Genomic DNA, 17,489 nt, shown 5'->3' with positions numbered 1-17,489 from the left:
GGGCATTGGGCGGGCCGCCCGTGTCATCAAAGCTCCAGCGTCAGCTTGAGCATGTCCTTGTGCTGTACGCCGCGCTCCCATAGCGGGGTGGTGTAGTTCTGCAAAAAGAAGTCGCGCTCGATGTCGGTGACGCGAAAACCCAGGCGTTGATAGAACAGCAGCTGGTCGCCAAAGCTGCCAGTTCCCACGTCCAGCTGCTGCACGCCGCGTTCGCGCATCTCACGGATGGCGCGCTGCAGCAGGGCCGAACCTATGCCCTTGCTCTGCCAGGCCGTGGACACGGCCATGTTCATCAGCTCCCACCTGTGGCGGCCGTCGCCCTCGGGGACCAGCACGCATACGCCGATCAGGGCGCCGAGGCCGCTGGGCGTGAACTGGGTCGTCTGGCGCGCTCCGAAGCAGGTGGATCCGGGCAGATAGCGCTTGATGCGCTCGCGTGAGGGGTCGGCCAGCAGCAGCAGATGCCAGGGGGCTTCTGCGGGGTTCATGGTGGTGATATGCCAGGAGTCGGTCGTGCCGGGGCCGGACAGCGTGGAGTTCATACGCGCACTCCGCTGCGGCGGAAGGCGGGCGCTGCATATCGGCCGGGCTGGATGTCGGCATTCACTCGATGGGACGCAAACCCGTCCATCTGCTGCAAACCACAATCTCGCGCCATTTCCACTTTCCACCTGCGGGAGTTGTGAGCCCGCCACAAATATTGTCAACAGGCCATAGCGTAGCAGTCGGCGGGCAAATTCGGTGACGTACTGGTGAAAAGTACAGCGTTCTGCGGCAATTTTGATGCAGGAATCTCGCAAACATTGATCTGCACAGGCCTTGCAACTGCGTGAGCGAGCACTTCAGGGCAGTGCACTGACGAGTCTGGCGTTCTTTGCGCAGGACGGGCTTTGCAAAAATGGAGCTAGTGGTTTATACTTATCTACAAGGGTTAACCCTTAAGGTTTAACCCGCGAATGACAGTACATGAGATGCGTGCTGTCCATCGCTTGAAGTGCATCTCTTGATTTCATAGAAAGTTCATCATGCGCCAAGCTATCAACTCCCTGATCGAATTCATCCAGGAAGCTCGCGAGTTCCATCTGGATCTGGCCAACCAGTAATCACGCACTGGTTCGAGAAACAGCCGCCGCTCCAGGCGGCTTTTTTTCGTCCCGAAAGAAGTGCTCAGGCCGTCAGCAGGCCCTGTTTCTCTATGAAGGCCACTACCTCGTCCAGGCCGTCCAGTGTCTTGAGGTTGGTCATCACAAAGGGCTTGAGGCCCTTGGGCGTGGTGCGCTGCTTGATGGTGTCGCTGCGCATGATGTCCAGATCGGCGCCCACATGGGGAGCCAGGTCGGTCTTGTTGATGACGAGGAGATCGCTCTTGGTGATGCCGGGGCCGCCCTTGCGCGGAATCTTCTCGCCTGCTGCCACGTCGATCACGTAGATGGTCAGATCCGACAGTTCGGGGCTGAAGGTGGCAGCCAGGTTGTCACCGCCCGATTCGATGAAGACGATGTCGGCATCGGGGAAGTCCTTGAGCATGCGGTCAATGGCTTCCAGGTTGATGGAGGCATCCTCGCGAATCGCCGTGTGCGGGCAGCCGCCGGTTTCCACACCCATGATGCGCTCGGCGGGCAGGGCGCCGCTGATGGTCAGCAGGCGCTGGTCTTCCTTGGTGTAGATGTCGTTGGTGATGGCGACCAGGTCCCATTTGCTGCGCATGGCCTTGCAGAGCATCTCCAGAATCGTGGTCTTGCCCGAGCCGACGGGCCCGCCTATGCCCACGCGCAGCGGCGGCAGCTTCTTGGTGCGGTTGGGGATATGGTGCAGTGCGGTCGACATGGTGAGTTCTTTGGTGAATGAGAGGGTTGCGATCAGCGGGCCTTGCCGTAGGCACGTTCCACCTTGGCAATGCGCAGCTCGAAATGCTGGTACCAGGTGGTGTGGCCTTTTTCCTGGGCGATCTGGTGCTCGGCGTTGTGCTTCCATTGACGAATGGCTTCCTCGCTTTCCCAGTAAGACACGGTGATGCCGAAGCCCTGGGCGTCGCGGGTGCTTTCGGCGCCCAGATAGCCTGCCTGCTGGCTGGCCAGCTCCACCATGCGGTCGGCCATCTCGCCATAGCCCTGGTCCGCCTGGGTGCGCAGGGAGGTGAAGATGGCGGCGTAGTACGGTGGCTGGGGTGTGGCGGCAAACAGTGCAGACATGGCGGATGAAAGTTCAGCTACGGAAAAGTCGAGAATACTGGTGCTCATGCTGGGCCGAGAGAATGGCCAGCATGGGCGAAAAAGCCTGTCTTGCGTTGTCCGGCAACGCCAGCGCGTATTCGACGGCGGCGGGAATCTCTGAAGTCAGTCGCGCCAGGATGCGCTGGCCGGCGCTCTGGCCCAGGGGCACGGTCTTGATGGCGGCCTGAACCATGTTCTCTGCCCAGCCAAAGGCATAGGCCAGCAGTGCATCGCGCGGCGTGGCGCCGGTGCACTGGGCCGCCAGCGAGAAGGCGATAGGGTAGCAGGCATCCTGAGCGGCCAGCCAGTGGACGCAGGCCAGTGGGACGGATTCATCGGCGTAGCGGTTTTTCAGCCACTCGGTCAGCGAGCGGCCCATCTGCTCGGTCTGCAGGCGCAGCTCGCTGGTTTCGCGGGTGACTCTTACCCACTGGTTGAGGCTGGCGATACGCGCCAGATCAGCGCTCTTCCAGGCCGGCATGGCCTGTGCAATCACGGCCATGTCCCCGCGCGACTGGGTCAGATGCAACTGCTGCACCAGCCAGCCGGCGGCCTCTGCTTCCGTTGTGACCAGCGCCGCATTGATGGCCGCTTCAAGCCCTTCCGAGTAGGAAAAGCCGCCGATGGGCAGGGCCGGCGAGGCCAGCCACATCAGCTGCAGAAAGCTCTGCGCGCCAAGAGCCAGCAGTGGCTCAGTGGGCGTGGTCATGCGAGTGTCCATGGCCATGATGATGGTGGCTGTGGCCATCATTGGTCACATGGCCGCCATAGGCGCCTCCTTCGGGTTCGAAAGGCAGGTCTGCTTCGACCACCGTCATATGCATGCTGCGCAGCATATCGGCCAGCACATGGTCGGGTTCGATCTTCAGATGGTCGGGCTGCAGCTCGATCGGCACATGGCGGTTGCCCAGATGGTAGGCCGCGCGCATCAGGTCAAACGGCGTGCCATGCTCGGCGCAGGCCGTGATGTGCAGCACTTTTTGCGGTGCGGCCAGCACGCGGATCAGGCTGCCGTCTTCGGCCACCAGCACATCGCCGCCGCGCACGGCCTGGCCGCGTGGCAGAAAGACGGCCAGCTCGCGACCCTGGCTGTCGGTGGCGGCAAAGCGGCTCTTCTGACGCAGATCCCAGTCCAGTTCCACGGACGCGGCGCGTTTGAGGATGACGGCGGAAAGGCCCTGACCCTGGAGCAGCAGTTTGTTGGCAGTCAGCATGGTGAGTTCACAATGAAATAAAAAGCCCGAATCAGATTGGCGCGCATGTTGCATGTGCTGCGCATCCCGGTGATTTTGATGGTTCGAGCAAGATGACAACTATTTTGGAAACTTCGGCAGAAATGGCGGCCCCGACCTCTTTGCATGATGCGTCTGCTGACTGGCAGGGCTGTGGCGCGGTCTATGTGGCGGTATATGGCACTTTGCGTGCCGGTGGCATCAACGATATTGCCAGGCTCCGGCCAGGCATAGCCTGTGTCGGCAGGACCCAGCTGACCGGCACTTTGCATGACCTGGGCTGGTACCCGGGCCTGAGGCTGCAAGGCTCGCAGACCGTGCTGGCCGAGGTCTACCCCATGGACGCAGCGCTGGAGCAGGCCATGGATCGCATCGAAGGCCTTTGGCCCGAGGACCTGGGCGAATACGCCAAGCGCATTCTGACCCTGCCGGTGATGCTGACCCAGGGCGGTCAGCAGTCCATCACCTTGCTGGTGTACGAGGCCTTGCCCGCCACCGTGAGCGCTGCGCCGGAGATCGCAGTCAGTGACTGGCTGGCCTGGTTTGAGGGCAAGGGCATGCAGCATCCGGATACGGAGTTTCAGCTCAACACCGCTCAGAACAGGAAGTAGCGCTGCGCCATGGGCAGGCTGACCGCGGGCTCGCAGGTCAGCAGATCGCCATTGGCGCGCACGGCATAGGTCTGGGCATCCACCTCCATATGCGGCGCCAGATCGTTGTGGATCATGTGCTGCTTCTTCACATTGCGTATGCCCTTGACCGCCGACAAGGTCTTGTGCAGCCCGAAGCGCTGGCCGATGCCGGTGGCCAGTCCTGCCTGGGATACAAAGGTCAGCGAAGTCCTGGCAACCGCCCCGCCAAAGCTTGCAAACATCGGGCGGTAATGCACGGGCTGAGGCGTGGGAATGGAGGCGTTCGGATCGCCCATGGCCGCCATGGCGATGCTGCCGCCCTTGAGGATGCAAAACGGTTTGACGCCAAAGAAGGCGGGCTTCCAGATCACGATATCGGCCCACTTGCCCACCTCGATGCTGCCCACCTCGTGGCTGATGCCGTGGGCAATCGCGGGATTGATGGTGTATTTGGCGATATAGCGCTTGACGCGGAAGTTGTCGTTGCGCGCGCCGTCTCCACTCAGGGCGCCGCGCTGCAGCTTCATCTTGTGCGCTGTCTGCCAGGTGCGCAGTATGACCTCGCCCACCCGGCCCATGGCCTGGCTGTCGGAGCTGAACATGCTGATCGCACCGATGTCGTGCAGGATGTCTTCGGCCGCAATCGTTTCCTTGCGGATGCGGCTTTCGGCAAAGGCCAGGTCTTCGGCAATGCCGGCGTCCAGGTGGTGGCAGACCATGAGCATGTCCACATGCTCGTCCAGCGTGTTGATGGTGTAGGGGCGCGTGGGGTTGGTGGAGCTGGGCAGCACATTGGCCTCGCCCACCACTTTCAGAATGTCGGGCGCATGGCCGCCACCCGCGCCTTCGGTGTGGAAGGTGTGAATGGTGCGGCCCTTGAAGGCGGCCACGGTGTCCTCCACAAAGCCGGACTCGTTGAGCGTGTCGGTGTGGATGGCGACCTGGGTGTCGGTGTCTTCGGCCACATCCAGGCAGTTGCTGATCGCTGCCGGCGTGCTGCCCCAGTCCTCGTGCAGCTTGAGGCCGATGGCGCCGGCACTGATCTGCTCGTGCAGGCCGCCGGGCAGGCTGGCATTGCCCTTGCCCAGAAAGCCCAGATTCATGGGGAAGGCGTCGGCGGCCTGCAGCATGCGTTCCATATGCCAGGGGCCTGGCGTGCAGGTGGTGGCGAAGGTGCCGGTGGCCGGGCCGGTACCGCCGCCGATCATGGTGGTCACGCCGCTGGTCAGTGCTTCCTCGATCTGCTGCGGGGCAATGAAATGGATGTGGGTGTCGATACCGCCTGCGGTGACGATATTGCCTTCGCAGGAGATGATTTCCGTGCCCGGGCCGATGATGATGCTCACGCCCGGCTGGGTGTCTGGGTTGCCGGCCTTGCCTATGGCCACGATGCGGCCGTCCCTGAGGCCGATGTCGGCCTTGACGATGCCCCAGTGGTCCAGGATCAGTGCGTTGGTCAGCACGGTGTCGACCGAGCCACCGCCGGAGGGCCCTGTTCCCGTCCCGTCGCGTGTGCGCTGGCTTTGCGCCATGCCGTCGCGGATGGTCTTGCCGCCGCCGAACTTCACTTCCTCACCATAGCCGCCAGCGGCCAGGGTGTAGTCTTTTTCGACCTCGACGATGAGTTCGGTGTCGGCCAGGCGCAGGCGGTCGCCCACGGTGGGGCCAAAGGTTTCTGCGTAGGCTCGTCGGTCCATGGTGGCCATTGAGGAATCTCCGATTCAGGTGTTCAGCGCAGGGGCTGCTGCTGGGCTGCGGGTGGCAGGGCGGCGGGGCTTGCGCCGACCAGGTCGCGCAATGTGCCCAGTGCCAGGGCCAGCAGCAGGGCGGCGCAGCAGCGGTAGGTAAAACGGCTCCAGTGCGCGGCAGCCCGGCGGAACAGTCGATCCACCAAGGCCGCGCAGACAAAGCACCAGAGCAGGGACGAAGTCATGAATCCCGCGAAGAACAGCCCGTAATCGCTGGCGCTGGGCTGGGTCACTCCCACCGCCCCGAGGGCGCTGCCCATGGCGGCCCAGTAGGCCAGGTTCTGCGGGTTGCTCAGCGACAGGGCCATGCCGCGGCGCAGGGCCTGTTTCTGCGTGGCGGCGGCGGTGGTCGAGACATCGAGCCGGTGTTCGGTACGCGCGGCCTGCCAGCTGTCCCAGGACAGCCAGAGCAGGTAGGCGCTGCCCGACAGACCAATCGGCCAGCGCAAGGCGTCGACCTGCATGACCAGGCCAATGCCGGCCAGGCCCAGCAAGGCCCAGCTCGCATCGCCCACCAGGGAGCCAAGCTGTACCGCCAGTGCCGGGCGATAGCCGCCGCGTACACCTTGGCGCACGGTCTCTGCAAACACCGCGCCGGGCGCGGCATTGAACACCAGGCCCAGCACAAAAGCAGAAGCAAACAGCATCAGCATGACCGGTCAGTCCCCGGCAACTGCGGGCAACACACCCTGGACCAGACCGCGAAAGCCATAGATCTGGCGGTCGCCGCCGATCTCGACCAGTTCCACCGTGCGCTGCTGGCCTGGCTCGAAACGTACGGCCATGCCGCTGGCAATATTCAGGCGCATGCCGTGGGCGGCGGCGCGGTCGAAATCCAGGCCCGCATTGGTTTCGGCGAAGTGATAGTGCGAGCCGACCTGAATCGGCCGGTCGCTGGCGTTTTTCACCACCAGCGTGAGCGTGTGGCGGCCAGGGTTGAGTGCATGGCTGCCCTCGTCAAGAAGCAGTTCGCCGGGGATCATCTTTCGCCTCCTTGCGCAAAGGCCTTGTGCTGCGTTGTGCCGGGGTGTTTCATATCACGCCAGTTTCGTCAGCATGAAAGCGCCGAGCGCGGCGGTGGCTGCACCGCCGAACCGGGCTGCCCACTGGTGGCGCTGCATGAGGGCATGACCGAGCACCATGCCTGCGACATGCAGTGTGGCCGAGCCCAGAGCAATGCCCACCAGTGCGCCGACGGCAGACAGGCCGCTGTCTCCGGCCAGCTCAAAGCCGTGCGCAGCGCCATGGAAGAAGGCAAACACAGAAGCCAGTGCGGCGGCAACGCCCCAGGGCATTTTTTGCTGAACCAGCACCAGCAGGCCCAGTACCAGCACGGATGCTGCAATCATGGGCTCCACGCCCGGCACCCACAGGCCGGCAAAGCCGGCCACGGCGCCCGCCACCAGCAGGGCCACAAAGGCCGCTGGTGCACGCCAGGCAGTGCGCAGGCCGGGCATGGTCAGCGCACTCCAGGCACCCACGGCCAGCATGGCGGCCAGATGGTCAGCGCCGGTAAACGGGTGGGCAAAGGCATGACCCAGGCTGTCGAGAAAGTGGTGATGGCCGCCTGCATCGGAGCCCATATGTGCGAGCGCTGACAGGGGCAGTGCAGTCGCCGCGGCGGCTGTGGTGGCAAGGAGCTTATTGAATTTCATAGCTATCTGCGCTTGATGGATAAGGGTTTGATGGCTGAAAGGCTTGGAAGTCTCTGGATGCTGCTTCAGGCGATGGGCTCATGCACGGTGACCAGTTTGGTGCCATCGGGGAAGGTGGCCTCGATCTGGATGTCGGGAATCATCTCGGGGATGCCTTCCATCACATCGTTGCGGGTCAGCACGCTGCGGCCTTCGCTCATGAGCTGGGCCACGGTCCTGCCGTCACGTGCGCCTTCCATCACAAAGGCGCTGATCAGCGCCACGGCCTCGGGGTAGTTGAGCTTGAGGCCGCGGGCCATGCGCCGCTCGGCCAGCAGGGCTGCAGTGAAGATCAACAGCTTGTCTTTTTCGCGTGGTGTCAGTTCCATCGTCTTCAATCCCTCAGTCGGCACGCGCATCCGGCAGGGCTGAATGAACGCGAGGAGTCAGTTTCATGCCCTTTTATGTAGCAAGTGCCATGCCAAAGGCCAGTCTTTGTTACCAGCCTGCAGGCAAGCCGCCTCAGATGTTTTGCACCTTGTTGGTGCTGCCGGCACGCGGTTGTGCACCACGGCGTATCGGCGAGGCAGCGATGTTGCTTTGTGGTGCATTGCATGGCACGAACTTTGCTGTTCTGGTGCATGTACAAAAGAGCATTGAATAGGGGAGTCACTCAGGGCCTGGGTGCCACGACAAGACTCGGAGTGCTGGCCTTGGGCGGTACGCTGTGGATGGCTTCAGCCGTACAAGCGCAAACAGCCGAGGAAGGCGACAAGGTGTTGCCCGAGGTGAGGGTGAATGCCCTGGTTAAAGGCCAGGCGCTGGATGAGTCACAACGCGCGTTTTCCGTCACCGAGTTCAGGCGCGACGAAATTCGCGAGCAACCCAGACAGGAGGTGGAATCGCTGTGGAGCCAGGTACCTGGCATGCATGTCAATCATTACCAGCTCAGCGGTGTGGCTAACGGGCTGGTGCTGCGCGGCTTTGGCGGCGGCGGCCATGGCGGCGATGTGGCCGCCACACTGGATGGCATCCCGCTCAACGAAGCCATGTCGCATGCTGATGGCTATTTCGATCTCAACGTGGTGGTGCCGCTGGAGCTGGACAAGGTCAATGTCTATCGTGGTCCCGTGTCGGTGCTGCAGGGCAATTACAACCGCGCAGGGTTGCTGGAGCTGCGCACGCGGCGCAACGGCAGCTATGCGGAGTTCGAGGTCAGCGCCGGCTCGCACGGCATGCTCGATGCCCAGGCTGCTCTCGGGCGCGAGCTGGAAGGCGGCGATCAGCTCAACCTGGCGACCCAGCATGCACGCGGTGATGGTGCGCGGCCCGCCTCGCGCCATGAGCGCAGCACCCTCAGCGGCACCTGGAAGCACCATGTGCATGAAAAGCTCGATATCTCGCTGTCCGGTCGCTGGCATGAGGCGCGTGGCGACTCGCCCGGCTATCTGACCGAAGCGCAGTGGCGGCAGGACCCACAGGGCAAGGACCGCCGCGTGGTGGCTGATGGTGCCGACAAGCACTTTGGCACGCTGCGCCTGGATGCGCAGTACACACTGGATGCAGATACCCGGCTGCTGGGTTTTGTCTACGGCACGCAGCAGGATTTTGTGCGCTGGTTCACCCGCCCGCGCAGCGCCACCTGGATGCAGCGCGAGGAGCGCTACGACCGCAGCGTGCTGGGTGCGGGACTGAATCTCGGCGGCAAGTCCCTTCTTTCGGCGCGCGAGCTGAACTGGATGCTGGGCCTGGAGCAGGTGCGCGAGTCCACGGACTATGGCTACTGGGACGGCCTGGTCGACCGCCGGCGCACCGGTCCTGCACTGGATGATCGCAATACGCGGCTCGACAACACGGCGATCTACGGCCAGCTTGGCTGGCAGCCAGCGGCCTGGCTGCAGACCACGGCGGCCCTGCGCTGGGACCACTTTGACGGCCGCTGCCGCCTGCTGGCGGCGGAGGCCGGTGGCGATGAATGCAATCGCATGCAGGGCCGCAGCCATGCCAGCCCCAAGCTGGGCGCTCTGGCGCAGCTCGATGCCAGGACGGCCGTGCGTGCCAGCTGGTCGCAGGGCTTTGCGCTGCCCAGCGACTTTGCCAAATACGCGCTGCGCAACAACGATCTGCATGCCAATGTCTTTCGCCAGAGCGAGCTGGGCGTGGAGTGGAAGCCATCGGTCCATTGGCTGATCGATGCCTCGCTCTACCGCATCAGCTCCAGCCATGAAATACGCAACACGGCACCTGGCGTGTACGAAAACCTGGGAGCGACCGTACGCAAGGGCGCCGAGCTTCAGCTTCACTGGCTGCCCAGCCGCAACTGGCATGTGGAATGGGCCTATGGCCACAATCGCTCCGAAGTCACGCAGAACGCTAACGCCGCACTGCTGGGCCGGCGCGTGGTGGCCGTGCCCGAATACACCAGCACATTGCATGCACGCTGGATGCCGCGTGGCGATGTCACCGTGCATGGCTTGCTGCGCCATGTGGGGCGTGTGCCCATCAACGCCAGCAATACCGAATGGGCCGACAGCTATCGCTGGCTGGACCTGGGTCTGCAATACCGATTGCCCGCAAGTCTGGCGCGCAATGCCCGCCTGAGCCTGTGGCTGCGCAACGCCGCCAACACCCGCTATGCCAGTACCACCACCATGATTGCCGGACAGCGTCTGGTCGCGCCCGGTGCACCGCGCAGCGTGCAGCTGGGCCTGCAGTTTTTCTTATGATTTTTCGGAGCTTCCATGTCTGTTTGCAGGACACGTAAAGACATCATCGCGCGCATTCTGTGCACCACGGCCGCTGCCTGGCTGCTCTGCGCACATCCGGTCTCTGCCCATAACGTCTGGCTGGAGCCTGACGCGCAGGGCGGCTATGTCATGCAGTTTGGCGGTCATGACGGCAGGACAGAAGCCTTCGATCCGGCCAAGCTGCAGCGGGTGCATGCCTATGACCTGCGCGGCCGTGAAGTGCCCAGTACCGTACAGAATGTGCAGGGCGGCATACGCATCAAGCCCGATGCCGGTGCTGCACTGATCGCAGTGGAACTCGATAACGGCTATTTCAGCAGTACGGGTGCCGAGGGCGCCATGCTGCCTTTGCCCATGGACCAGAATCCCGGTGCGGTGCGCGGCGTGCATGCGCGCAAGTTCCACAAGACCGTGGTGCGCTGGGGTGCCGTCATGCAAAAGCCCCTGGGGCAGATGTTCGAGGTGGTACCGCTTCAGGGACAGTCTCCCCATGCCGGTCAGCCGCTCAGGCTGCAGGTGTTGCTGCATGGCAAGCCGCAGTCTGGCGTGAGGCTGTCCTGGGGAGAGAGAGGCTCTCCCACGATGACGGACGCTCAAGGGCAGGCGACCATGACGCCTGCTGTCGGCAGCAATACGCTGCAGGCCATACTGCGTCAGCCTGTGCAGGGCGACCCCATGACAACCGAGAACAGCTACGAGTATCTGCTGCGCTTTGCCGTGCATTGATGAAGCGGCATTGCGTCGGCCTTCGCACCGGAGAGCAGATTCTGCAAGGCATCCGCGAGGCGGCGATTTGGCGTGCAGATCAGCAAGCTGCATGTCTATGCGGTGCAGGCCAAGACCAAGACCGCTCTCGATCCGTGCCCCGGCAAGCTGCGCAGCGCGGCCTTGCCGGCGTGCCTGCAGCCGGTCTGAGGCGACAGGCTGCCGTGCACTTCAATAGTGCCGGTTGGTTTGCGCGGTCTGCATCTGGTGCATGCGGCACTGCAATGGTGCCTGCATCTGGCCAATGCTGATCGCACAAAGTTGCATTCGGCCCGGGCTCTGCAAAAAAGCGGCAGCAGCGCCGCCGTATGCAGTGAGCAAGCCATGGCGGGTGGTGCTGGCACGGTAATTGCACTTAAGTTTTTGCGGTCAATGTGACCGAACAAAACCTCCTGGGAGTGCTGAAATGAATCGTCGCGGAACCCTCACAACACTGGCTGCATCCATGGCTCTGGGCCTGGGATTGACTTCTCAGGTGCTGGCTGCAGACACCATCAAGGTGGGTGTGTTGCACAGCCTCTCGGGCACCATGGCCATCTCCGAGACCGTGCTCAAGGACACGGTGCTGATGGCCATCGACGACATCAATGCCAAGGGCGGCGTGATGGGCAAGAAGCTGGAGCCCGTGGTGGTGGACCCGGCCTCCAACTGGCCGCTGTTTGCCGAAAAAGCCAAGCAGCTGATCACCCAGGACAAGGTGGCCGTGGTCTTCGGCTGCTGGACCAGCGTGTCGCGCAAGTCCGTGCTGCCGGTGTTCGAGCAGAACAACGGCCTGCTGTTCTACCCCGTGCAGTACGAGGGCGAGGAACTCTCCAAGAACGTCTTCTACACCGGCGCCGCGCCCAACCAGCAGGCCATTCCCGCTGTCGAGTACCTGATGAGCAAGGAAGGCGGCGGTGCCAAGCGCTTTGTACTGCTGGGCACGGACTATGTGTACCCACGCACCACCAACAAGATTCTGCGTGCCTTCCTCAAGTCCAAGGGCGTCAAGGATTCCGACATCATGGAAACCTACACTCCCTTCGGCCACAGCGACTACCAGACCATCGTGGCCGATGTGAAGAAGTTCTCCACCGGTGGCAAGACCGCCGTGATCTCCACCATCAACGGCGACTCCAACGTGCCCTTCTACAAGGAGCTGGGCAATGCCGGCCTCAAGGCCAAGGACGTTCCGGTCGTGGCCTTCAGCGTGGGTGAGGAAGAGCTGCGCGGCGTGGACACCAAGCCTCTGGTCGGCCATCTGGCCGCCTGGAACTACTTCATGAGCGTGAAGAACCCGACCAACACGGCCTTCATCAAGCAGTGGGGTGACTACGCCAAGGCCAAGAACATCGCGGGCCACAAGGACAAGCCTCTGACCAACGACCCGATGGAAGCCACCTGGGTCGGCATCCATATGTGGAAGCAGGCCGTGGAGAAAGCCAAGAGCACGGATACCGACAAGGTGATCGCGGCCATGGCCGGCCAGACCTTTACAGCACCCAGCGGCTTCACGCTGAAGATGGACGAGAAGAACCACCATCTGCACAAGCCCGTGATGGTCGGCGAGATCAAGGCCGACGGCCAGTTCAGCGTGGTCTGGAAGACCAAGGGGCCGATCAAGGCCCAGCCCTGGAGCCCGTATATCGAAGGCAACGACAAGAAGAAGGACGAGCCCAACGGCAAGAGCTCCTGATTCGCCCCTCGGGCTGGAGAGGTCTGGTGGGCTCTCCAGTCCTGAAAAGATAGCTGCTTGCGATTTATTGGCAACGGATGCAGCGCTAAATATCCGAGATTCTTTTATGAAACTACTGCGCAAGTCATGGCGGCTGGTATGGGCCGCCGGGCTGGGCTCCTTGCTGAGCTTTGCCAGTCACGCGCTGACGACCGAGCAGGCCTATGCCATGGCGGCGGCAGACGATTCCGAGCAGCGCGTGCAGGCCATCAATCAGGCCGTGCTGGCACCCGATGCGCAGAGCGACGGCGGTCGCCTCGCTGCCTATCTCAAGGCGCTGTCCGACGATGAGGTGCGCGTGTCCCAGGGCCGGGCCTATGTGGTCAGCGGCGATGCGGTCAGCGATGCGGTGACCGGCCGGGCCGCCCAACTCCCGGCCGATGCCGAGGAGGTCGTCAGCAACAACTATCTGCGCTCCGTCATCGACACGGCGCAGGCAGCGCTGGCGCTGGGCAGCAGCGATGTGCAGGCGCGCCGCAAGGCTGCCGAGCAACTGGCCTCCGAGCCTGATGCGGGGCGACTTCCCCTGATCGAAAAAGCGCTGGCTACTGAACAGGACGGGCAGGTCAGAGCCCTGCTGGAGCGCAGCCTGGCTGCCAGCCTGCTGGGCAGCGACGAGGTGCAGCAGCGTCTGAAGGCGGTGGAGCAGTTGTCGCGCCAGCAGACGCCGGAGACGCAGCGGCTGCTGAACCAGCGCCTGTCCGAAGAGTCCGACCCTGGCGTGCAAAAAGCCATCAAGGCCGCGCTGGCCGGCATTGCCGAAGGCCTGGCCTGGGGCGACAGGCTGGGGGCGATCTTCAGTGGCATCAGCCTGGGCTCGGTGCTGTTGCTGGCGGCGCTGGGTCTGGCTATCACCTACGGCCTGATGGGCGTCATCAATATGGCGCACGGCGAGCTGATCATGATCGGTGCCTATGCCACCTACCTGGTGCAGGTCGCATTCCAGCGCTGGCTGTCCGAGGCCTGGTTTGGCTGGTATCTGGTGGTGGCCGTTCCTGTGGCCTTTCTGGCCTCGGCGCTGGTGGGTGCGGTGCTGGAGCGCGGCGTGATCCGCTTTCTCTACGGTCGCCCGCTGGAGACCCTGCTGGCTACCTTCGGCATCAGCCTGGTGCTGCAGCAGACCGTGCGCAGCCTTTTCGGGGCGCAGAACGTGGGCGTGGAAAACCCCGTCTGGATGAGCGGCGGGATTGCGCTGCTGCCCAATCTCACGCTGCCCTGGAACCGCATCGCCATCATCGTCTTTGCGTTCGCCGTGCTGGCGGGCGTGGCCTTCATGATCGCCAGAACGCGGCTGGGCCTGTTTGTGCGCGGTGTGACGCAGAACCGCGCCATGGCCTCCTGCGTGGGCGTCAACACGGCACGCACCGACACCTATGCGTTTGCACTGGGATCCGGTATCGCCGGTCTTGCCGGCTGCGCCCTGAGCCAGATCGGCAACGTGGGCCCGGATCTGGGGCAGAACTACATCGTGGACAGTTTCCTGGTGGTGGTGCTGGGTGGTGTGGGGCAACTGGCGGGCACCGTCTACGCGGCTCTGGGTCTGGGCGTGCTCAGCAAGCTGCTGGAAGGCTGGACCGGGGCCGTGCTGGCCAAGATCGCCGTGCTGCTGTTCATCGTCGTCTTCATTCAAAAGCGTCCGCAAGGCATCTTTGCCTTGAAGGGCCGGAGTGCGGAAACATGAAACACCCCCTGAGTCGCTTCGCGACCTCCCCCGCTCTCGCATTGCTGCGCGCTGCGGGCAGGGGACGACACCCTCGCTGCGGGGCGGCCCTTGCTCGGTGTCTCGTACCTGGACCGCGCCAGCTGCGCAGGCCATGTGCCTTGCTCGACTTGAGGGAAAACTGACATGACAACCCAATTCATACCCATCGAACTGCCCAAGCCCGCGCCGCTGCTATCCGCCAAGGGCTGGACGGCATTTCTGCTGGCCCTGACCATGGTCTGCGCCGTGGCTCCCGCACTCAATCTGTGGGTGCCCGAGGACAGTGCGCTGCACCTTTCCGACTACATGCTGGGCCTGCTGGGCAAGTTCATGTGCTATGCCATCTGCGCGCTGGCGATTGACCTGATCTGGGGCTATACCGGCATCCTGAGCCTGGGCCACGGCCTGTTCTTCGCACTGGGCGGCTATGTGATGGGCATGTACCTGATGCGCGAGGCCGCAGGCCCCGAGGCATTGCCCGCCTTCATGGGTTTTCTGGACTGGAAGGAACTGCCCTGGCACTGGGCGCTCTCGGGCAGCTTTGCCGCCACCGTGTTGCTGGTGTTTCTGGTGCCGGGCCTGATCGGCGGGCTGTTCGGCTACTTCGCCTTTCGCTCGCGCATCAAGGGCGTGTATTTCTCCATCATCACCCAGGCCCTGACCTATGCCGCCATGCTGCTGTTCTTCCGCAACGAGACCGGCTTTGGCGGCAACAACGGCTTCACGGGCTTCAGAACCTTGGTCGGTTATTCAGTCAATTCGCAGGCCATGCATGTGCTGCTGTTCGCGCTGTCGGGGCTGGCGCTGCTGGGCTGCTTTCTGTTCTCGCGCTGGCTGATAAGAAGCAAGTACGGCCGCGTGCTGCAGGCCGTGCGCGATGCCGAATCGCGCACCATGTTCTGCGGCTACAACCCGCTGCCCTACAAGCTGTCGATCTGGGTCATCTCGGCCATGATGTGCGGCCTGGCGGGCGCGCTCTATGTGCCCCAGGTGGGCATCATCAACCCCAGCGAGATGAGCGTGGGCAATTCCATCGAAATGGCGGTGTGGACGGCCGTGGGCGGACGTGCCTCGCTGGTCGGCCCCATCATCGGCGCGTTTGCCGTCAATGGCGGCAAGAGCTGGCTCACCGTGGCCGCACCCGAATACTGGCTGTACGTGCTGGGTGCGCTGTTCATCGTCGTGACGCTGTTCATGCCGGGAGGACTGATTCGCCTGCCGCAGCAGCTTCGCCAGTGGCGTGAGAAGCGCAATGCGCAGACGCAATCCGAGCTCAACCAAGCCGCTGCTGCCCTGGCTCGCAAAGCCAGCGAACGCGCAGCCGCAGACTCGTTGAAAGGAGCCCGCGCATGACCCCCGATCTGATGCAGGAAGGCGAGCAGCGCCTGGCCTCCTACCAGCAGCGCGAAGCCGCGCTGCGCACCGAATCCGGCGGGCGCAACGCCAGTCTGGCGCGCCCCGTGGTGGCCGGCGAAGTGGATGTGACCCACGGCCGCATCCTCTACCTCGAAGACGTGCATGTGAGCTTCGACGGCTTCAAGGCCATCAAGGGTCTGAACCTCGATATCGCACCCGGCGAGCTGCGCTGCATCATCGGCCCAAATGGCGCGGGCAAGACCACGATGATGGACATCATCACCGGCAAGACCCGGCCCGATAGCGGCACGGTGTTTTTCGGGTCCACCATCGATCTGCTGCGCTACAAGGAGTCCGAGATCGCCGCCATGGGCATTGGCCGCAAGTTCCAGAAGCCCACGGTGTTCGAGCAGCTCAGCGTGTTCGAGAACCTGGAGCTGGCGCTCAAGACCCACAAGGGGATTGCCTCCTCCATGCTGTTCAAGCTCAGCGGCGCGCAAAAGGACCGCATTGCCGAGGTGCTGCACACCATTCATCTGGCGGCCAGTGTCACGCGCCAGGCGGGTCTGCTCAGCCACGGCCAGAAGCAGTGGCTGGAGATCGGCATGCTGCTGGTGCAGGAGCCCAGGCTGCTGCTGCTCGACGAGCCCGTGGCCGGCATGACCGACGAGGAAACAGCGCGCACGGCGGAGCTGTTTCTCACCCTCAAAGGCAAGCATTCGCTGATGGTGGTGGAGCACGACATGAGCTTTATCGACACCATCAGCGAGAAGGTCACGGTGCTCTGCGACGGCTCGGTGCTGGCCGAGGGAACGCTGGCCCAGGTCCAGGCCGACGAGCGCGTGATCGAGGTGTACCTTGGGAGGTAACCCCCTGAGACGCTTCGCCTGGGCGGCCCCGCCGCGAGGCGGCTCTTGCTCGGTGTCTCCGGCCCGATGAGCGCTGAGGGTTAATCAAATTGGATAGCTGCTTGCGCTTGCTGTGTAAGCGTTAGAGGTCAAAATGCTTAAAGTTCAGAACCTGCATCAGTACTACGGCGGCTCGCACATCCTGCGTGACGTGAATTTCACGGCCGAGATCGGCAAGGTCACGGTGCTGCTGGGCCGCAACGGCGTGGGCAAGACCACCTTGCTCAAAAGCCTGATGGGGCTGGTTCCCATCAGAAGCGGCGGCATTGAATGGCAGGGCCGCGATATCGCGCGCAGGACGCCCTATGAGCGCGCGCGCAGCGGCATCGGCTATGTGCCCCAGGGGCGCGAAATCTTCTCGCGGCTGTCAGTGGAAGACAATCTGCGCATGGGCCTGTCCTACTGCTCGGCAGGCACCCGGATTCCGGGCGAGCTGTACGAGCTGTTTCCCGTGCTGGGGCAGATGCTGCACCGCCGTGGCGGCGATCTATCGGGCGGGCAGCAGCAGCAGCTGGCCATTGCGCGCGCGCTGGCGCCGCAGCCCAAGATACTGATCCTGGATGAGCCCACCGAGGGCATACAGCCCAGCATCATCAAGGACATAGGCCGCGTGATCCGCATGCTGGCCAATCGCGGCGACATGGCCATCCTGCTGTGCGAGCAGTACTACGACTTTGCCGAGGAGCTGGCCGACCAGTATGTGGTGATGGAGCGCGGCGAGGTGATCGCATCGGGCCCGGGCAGCGAGATGCAGGAGAAGAATGTGCGCTCGCTGGTGGCGATTTGAATATCGGGCGAAGAAAAAAAGGTGCCGCAAGCGGCACCTCAAAGCCTCAGG

At 63.3% G+C, this 17,489-nt stretch carries 17 protein-coding genes and 1 pseudogene; 8 read left to right on the top strand and 10 right to left on the bottom strand.

Annotation, left to right across the window (positions count from 1 at the left end; genetic code table 11):
• Positions 1–26: 26 nt before the first annotated feature.
• The 5 genes and pseudogenes from NOX35_RS25220 to ureE form a co-directional block, all read right to left on the bottom strand.
• Positions 27–542 (bottom strand): N-acetyltransferase, encoded by a 516-nt coding sequence (locus NOX35_RS25220; protein WP_256495131.1) that lies wholly within the window; start codon positions 540–542, stop codon positions 27–29.
• Between the two features lie 625 nt (positions 543–1,167).
• Positions 1,168–1,827: an urease accessory protein UreG gene (gene ureG / locus NOX35_RS25215; RefSeq protein ID WP_256495130.1), complete on the bottom strand. Its 660-nt coding sequence runs from the start codon at positions 1,825–1,827 to the stop codon at positions 1,168–1,170.
• Positions 1,828–1,859: 32 nt separating this feature from the next.
• Positions 1,860–2,192 (bottom strand): antibiotic biosynthesis monooxygenase, encoded by a 333-nt coding sequence (locus NOX35_RS25210; RefSeq protein ID WP_182284920.1) that lies wholly within the window; start codon positions 2,190–2,192, stop codon positions 1,860–1,862.
• Between the two features lie 13 nt (positions 2,193–2,205).
• Positions 2,206–2,922, bottom strand: coding sequence for an urease accessory protein UreF (locus NOX35_RS25205; RefSeq protein ID WP_182284919.1), 717 nt, complete (start codon positions 2,920–2,922; stop codon positions 2,206–2,208).
• Positions 2,909–3,427, bottom strand: a pseudogene (gene ureE / locus NOX35_RS25200) (urease accessory protein UreE); the annotation flags it as partial. The pseudogene ureE and the gene NOX35_RS25205, both read right to left, overlap by 14 nt.
• A gap of 92 nt (positions 3,428–3,519) precedes the next feature.
• Between ureE and NOX35_RS25195 the strand changes: the two are divergent.
• On the top strand, positions 3,520–4,056 hold the full coding sequence (locus tag NOX35_RS25195; RefSeq protein ID WP_232538069.1) for a gamma-glutamylcyclotransferase: 537 nt from the start codon (positions 3,520–3,522) through the stop codon (positions 4,054–4,056).
• On the opposite strand, the gene ureC is transcribed toward NOX35_RS25195, so the two are convergent.
• From ureC to NOX35_RS25170, 5 genes are all read right to left on the bottom strand, one after another.
• Complete coding sequence (gene ureC, locus NOX35_RS25190) at positions 4,041–5,783, bottom strand: urease subunit alpha (RefSeq protein WP_256495129.1); 1,743 nt, start codon at positions 5,781–5,783, stop codon at positions 4,041–4,043. The two genes, NOX35_RS25195 and ureC, sit on opposite strands and share 16 nt — an antisense overlap.
• Positions 5,784–5,806: 23 nt before the next feature.
• Entirely contained in the window at positions 5,807–6,478 is a 672-nt protein-coding gene (locus tag NOX35_RS25185) for a LysE family transporter (RefSeq protein ID WP_182284916.1), read from the bottom strand.
• 6 nt (positions 6,479–6,484) lie between these two features.
• Complete coding sequence (locus NOX35_RS25180; protein ID WP_182284915.1) at positions 6,485–6,808, bottom strand: urease subunit beta; 324 nt, start codon at positions 6,806–6,808, stop codon at positions 6,485–6,487.
• A 54-nt stretch (positions 6,809–6,862) separates the two neighbouring features.
• On the bottom strand, positions 6,863–7,480 hold the full coding sequence (locus NOX35_RS25175) for a HupE/UreJ family protein (protein WP_182284914.1): 618 nt from the start codon (positions 7,478–7,480) through the stop codon (positions 6,863–6,865).
• A 65-nt stretch (positions 7,481–7,545) separates the two neighbouring features.
• On the bottom strand, positions 7,546–7,848 hold the full coding sequence (locus NOX35_RS25170) for an urease subunit gamma (RefSeq protein WP_256495126.1): 303 nt from the start codon (positions 7,846–7,848) through the stop codon (positions 7,546–7,548).
• Positions 7,849–8,073: 225 nt separating this feature from the next.
• Here NOX35_RS25170 and NOX35_RS25165 point away from each other — a divergent pair, with 225 nt between their 5' ends.
• The 7 genes from NOX35_RS25165 (at position 8,074) to urtE (ending at position 17,438) form a co-directional block, all read left to right on the top strand.
• Positions 8,074–10,185: a TonB-dependent receptor gene (locus NOX35_RS25165; protein ID WP_256495125.1), complete on the top strand. Its 2,112-nt coding sequence runs from the start codon at positions 8,074–8,076 to the stop codon at positions 10,183–10,185.
• 15 nt (positions 10,186–10,200) lie between these two features.
• Positions 10,201–10,932 (top strand): DUF4198 domain-containing protein, encoded by a 732-nt coding sequence (locus NOX35_RS25160; protein ID WP_182284912.1) that lies wholly within the window; start codon positions 10,201–10,203, stop codon positions 10,930–10,932.
• Positions 10,933–11,377: 445 nt separating this feature from the next.
• Complete coding sequence (gene urtA, locus NOX35_RS25155) at positions 11,378–12,646, top strand: urea ABC transporter substrate-binding protein (protein WP_003060644.1); 1,269 nt, start codon at positions 11,378–11,380, stop codon at positions 12,644–12,646.
• A 106-nt stretch (positions 12,647–12,752) separates the two neighbouring features.
• Positions 12,753–14,366 (top strand): urea ABC transporter permease subunit UrtB, encoded by a 1,614-nt coding sequence (gene urtB, locus NOX35_RS25150; protein ID WP_256495124.1) that lies wholly within the window; start codon positions 12,753–12,755, stop codon positions 14,364–14,366.
• Positions 14,367–14,531: 165 nt separating this feature from the next.
• The gene (gene urtC, locus NOX35_RS25145) at positions 14,532–15,740 is read left to right on the top strand and encodes an urea ABC transporter permease subunit UrtC (RefSeq protein ID WP_256495123.1); all 1,209 of its coding nucleotides are present in this window, start codon (positions 14,532–14,534) and stop codon (positions 15,738–15,740) included.
• Entirely contained in the window at positions 15,737–16,612 is an 876-nt protein-coding gene (gene urtD / locus NOX35_RS25140) for an urea ABC transporter ATP-binding protein UrtD (protein ID WP_256495122.1), read from the top strand. Before urtC ends, urtD begins: the two co-directional genes overlap by 4 nt.
• A gap of 133 nt (positions 16,613–16,745) precedes the next feature.
• A complete protein-coding gene (gene urtE / locus NOX35_RS25135) occupies positions 16,746–17,438 on the top strand; it encodes an urea ABC transporter ATP-binding subunit UrtE (protein ID WP_182284908.1) in 693 nt (230 codons plus the stop codon).
• Positions 17,439–17,489 lie beyond the last annotated feature (51 nt).

Origin of the sequence: Comamonas sp. C11 (genome assembly GCF_024496285.1) — a bacterium.
In the GTDB taxonomy this organism is placed as follows: domain Bacteria; phylum Pseudomonadota; class Gammaproteobacteria; order Burkholderiales; family Burkholderiaceae_C; genus Comamonas; species Comamonas testosteroni_F.
This window is presented reverse-complemented; position numbering and strand designations above follow the sequence as displayed.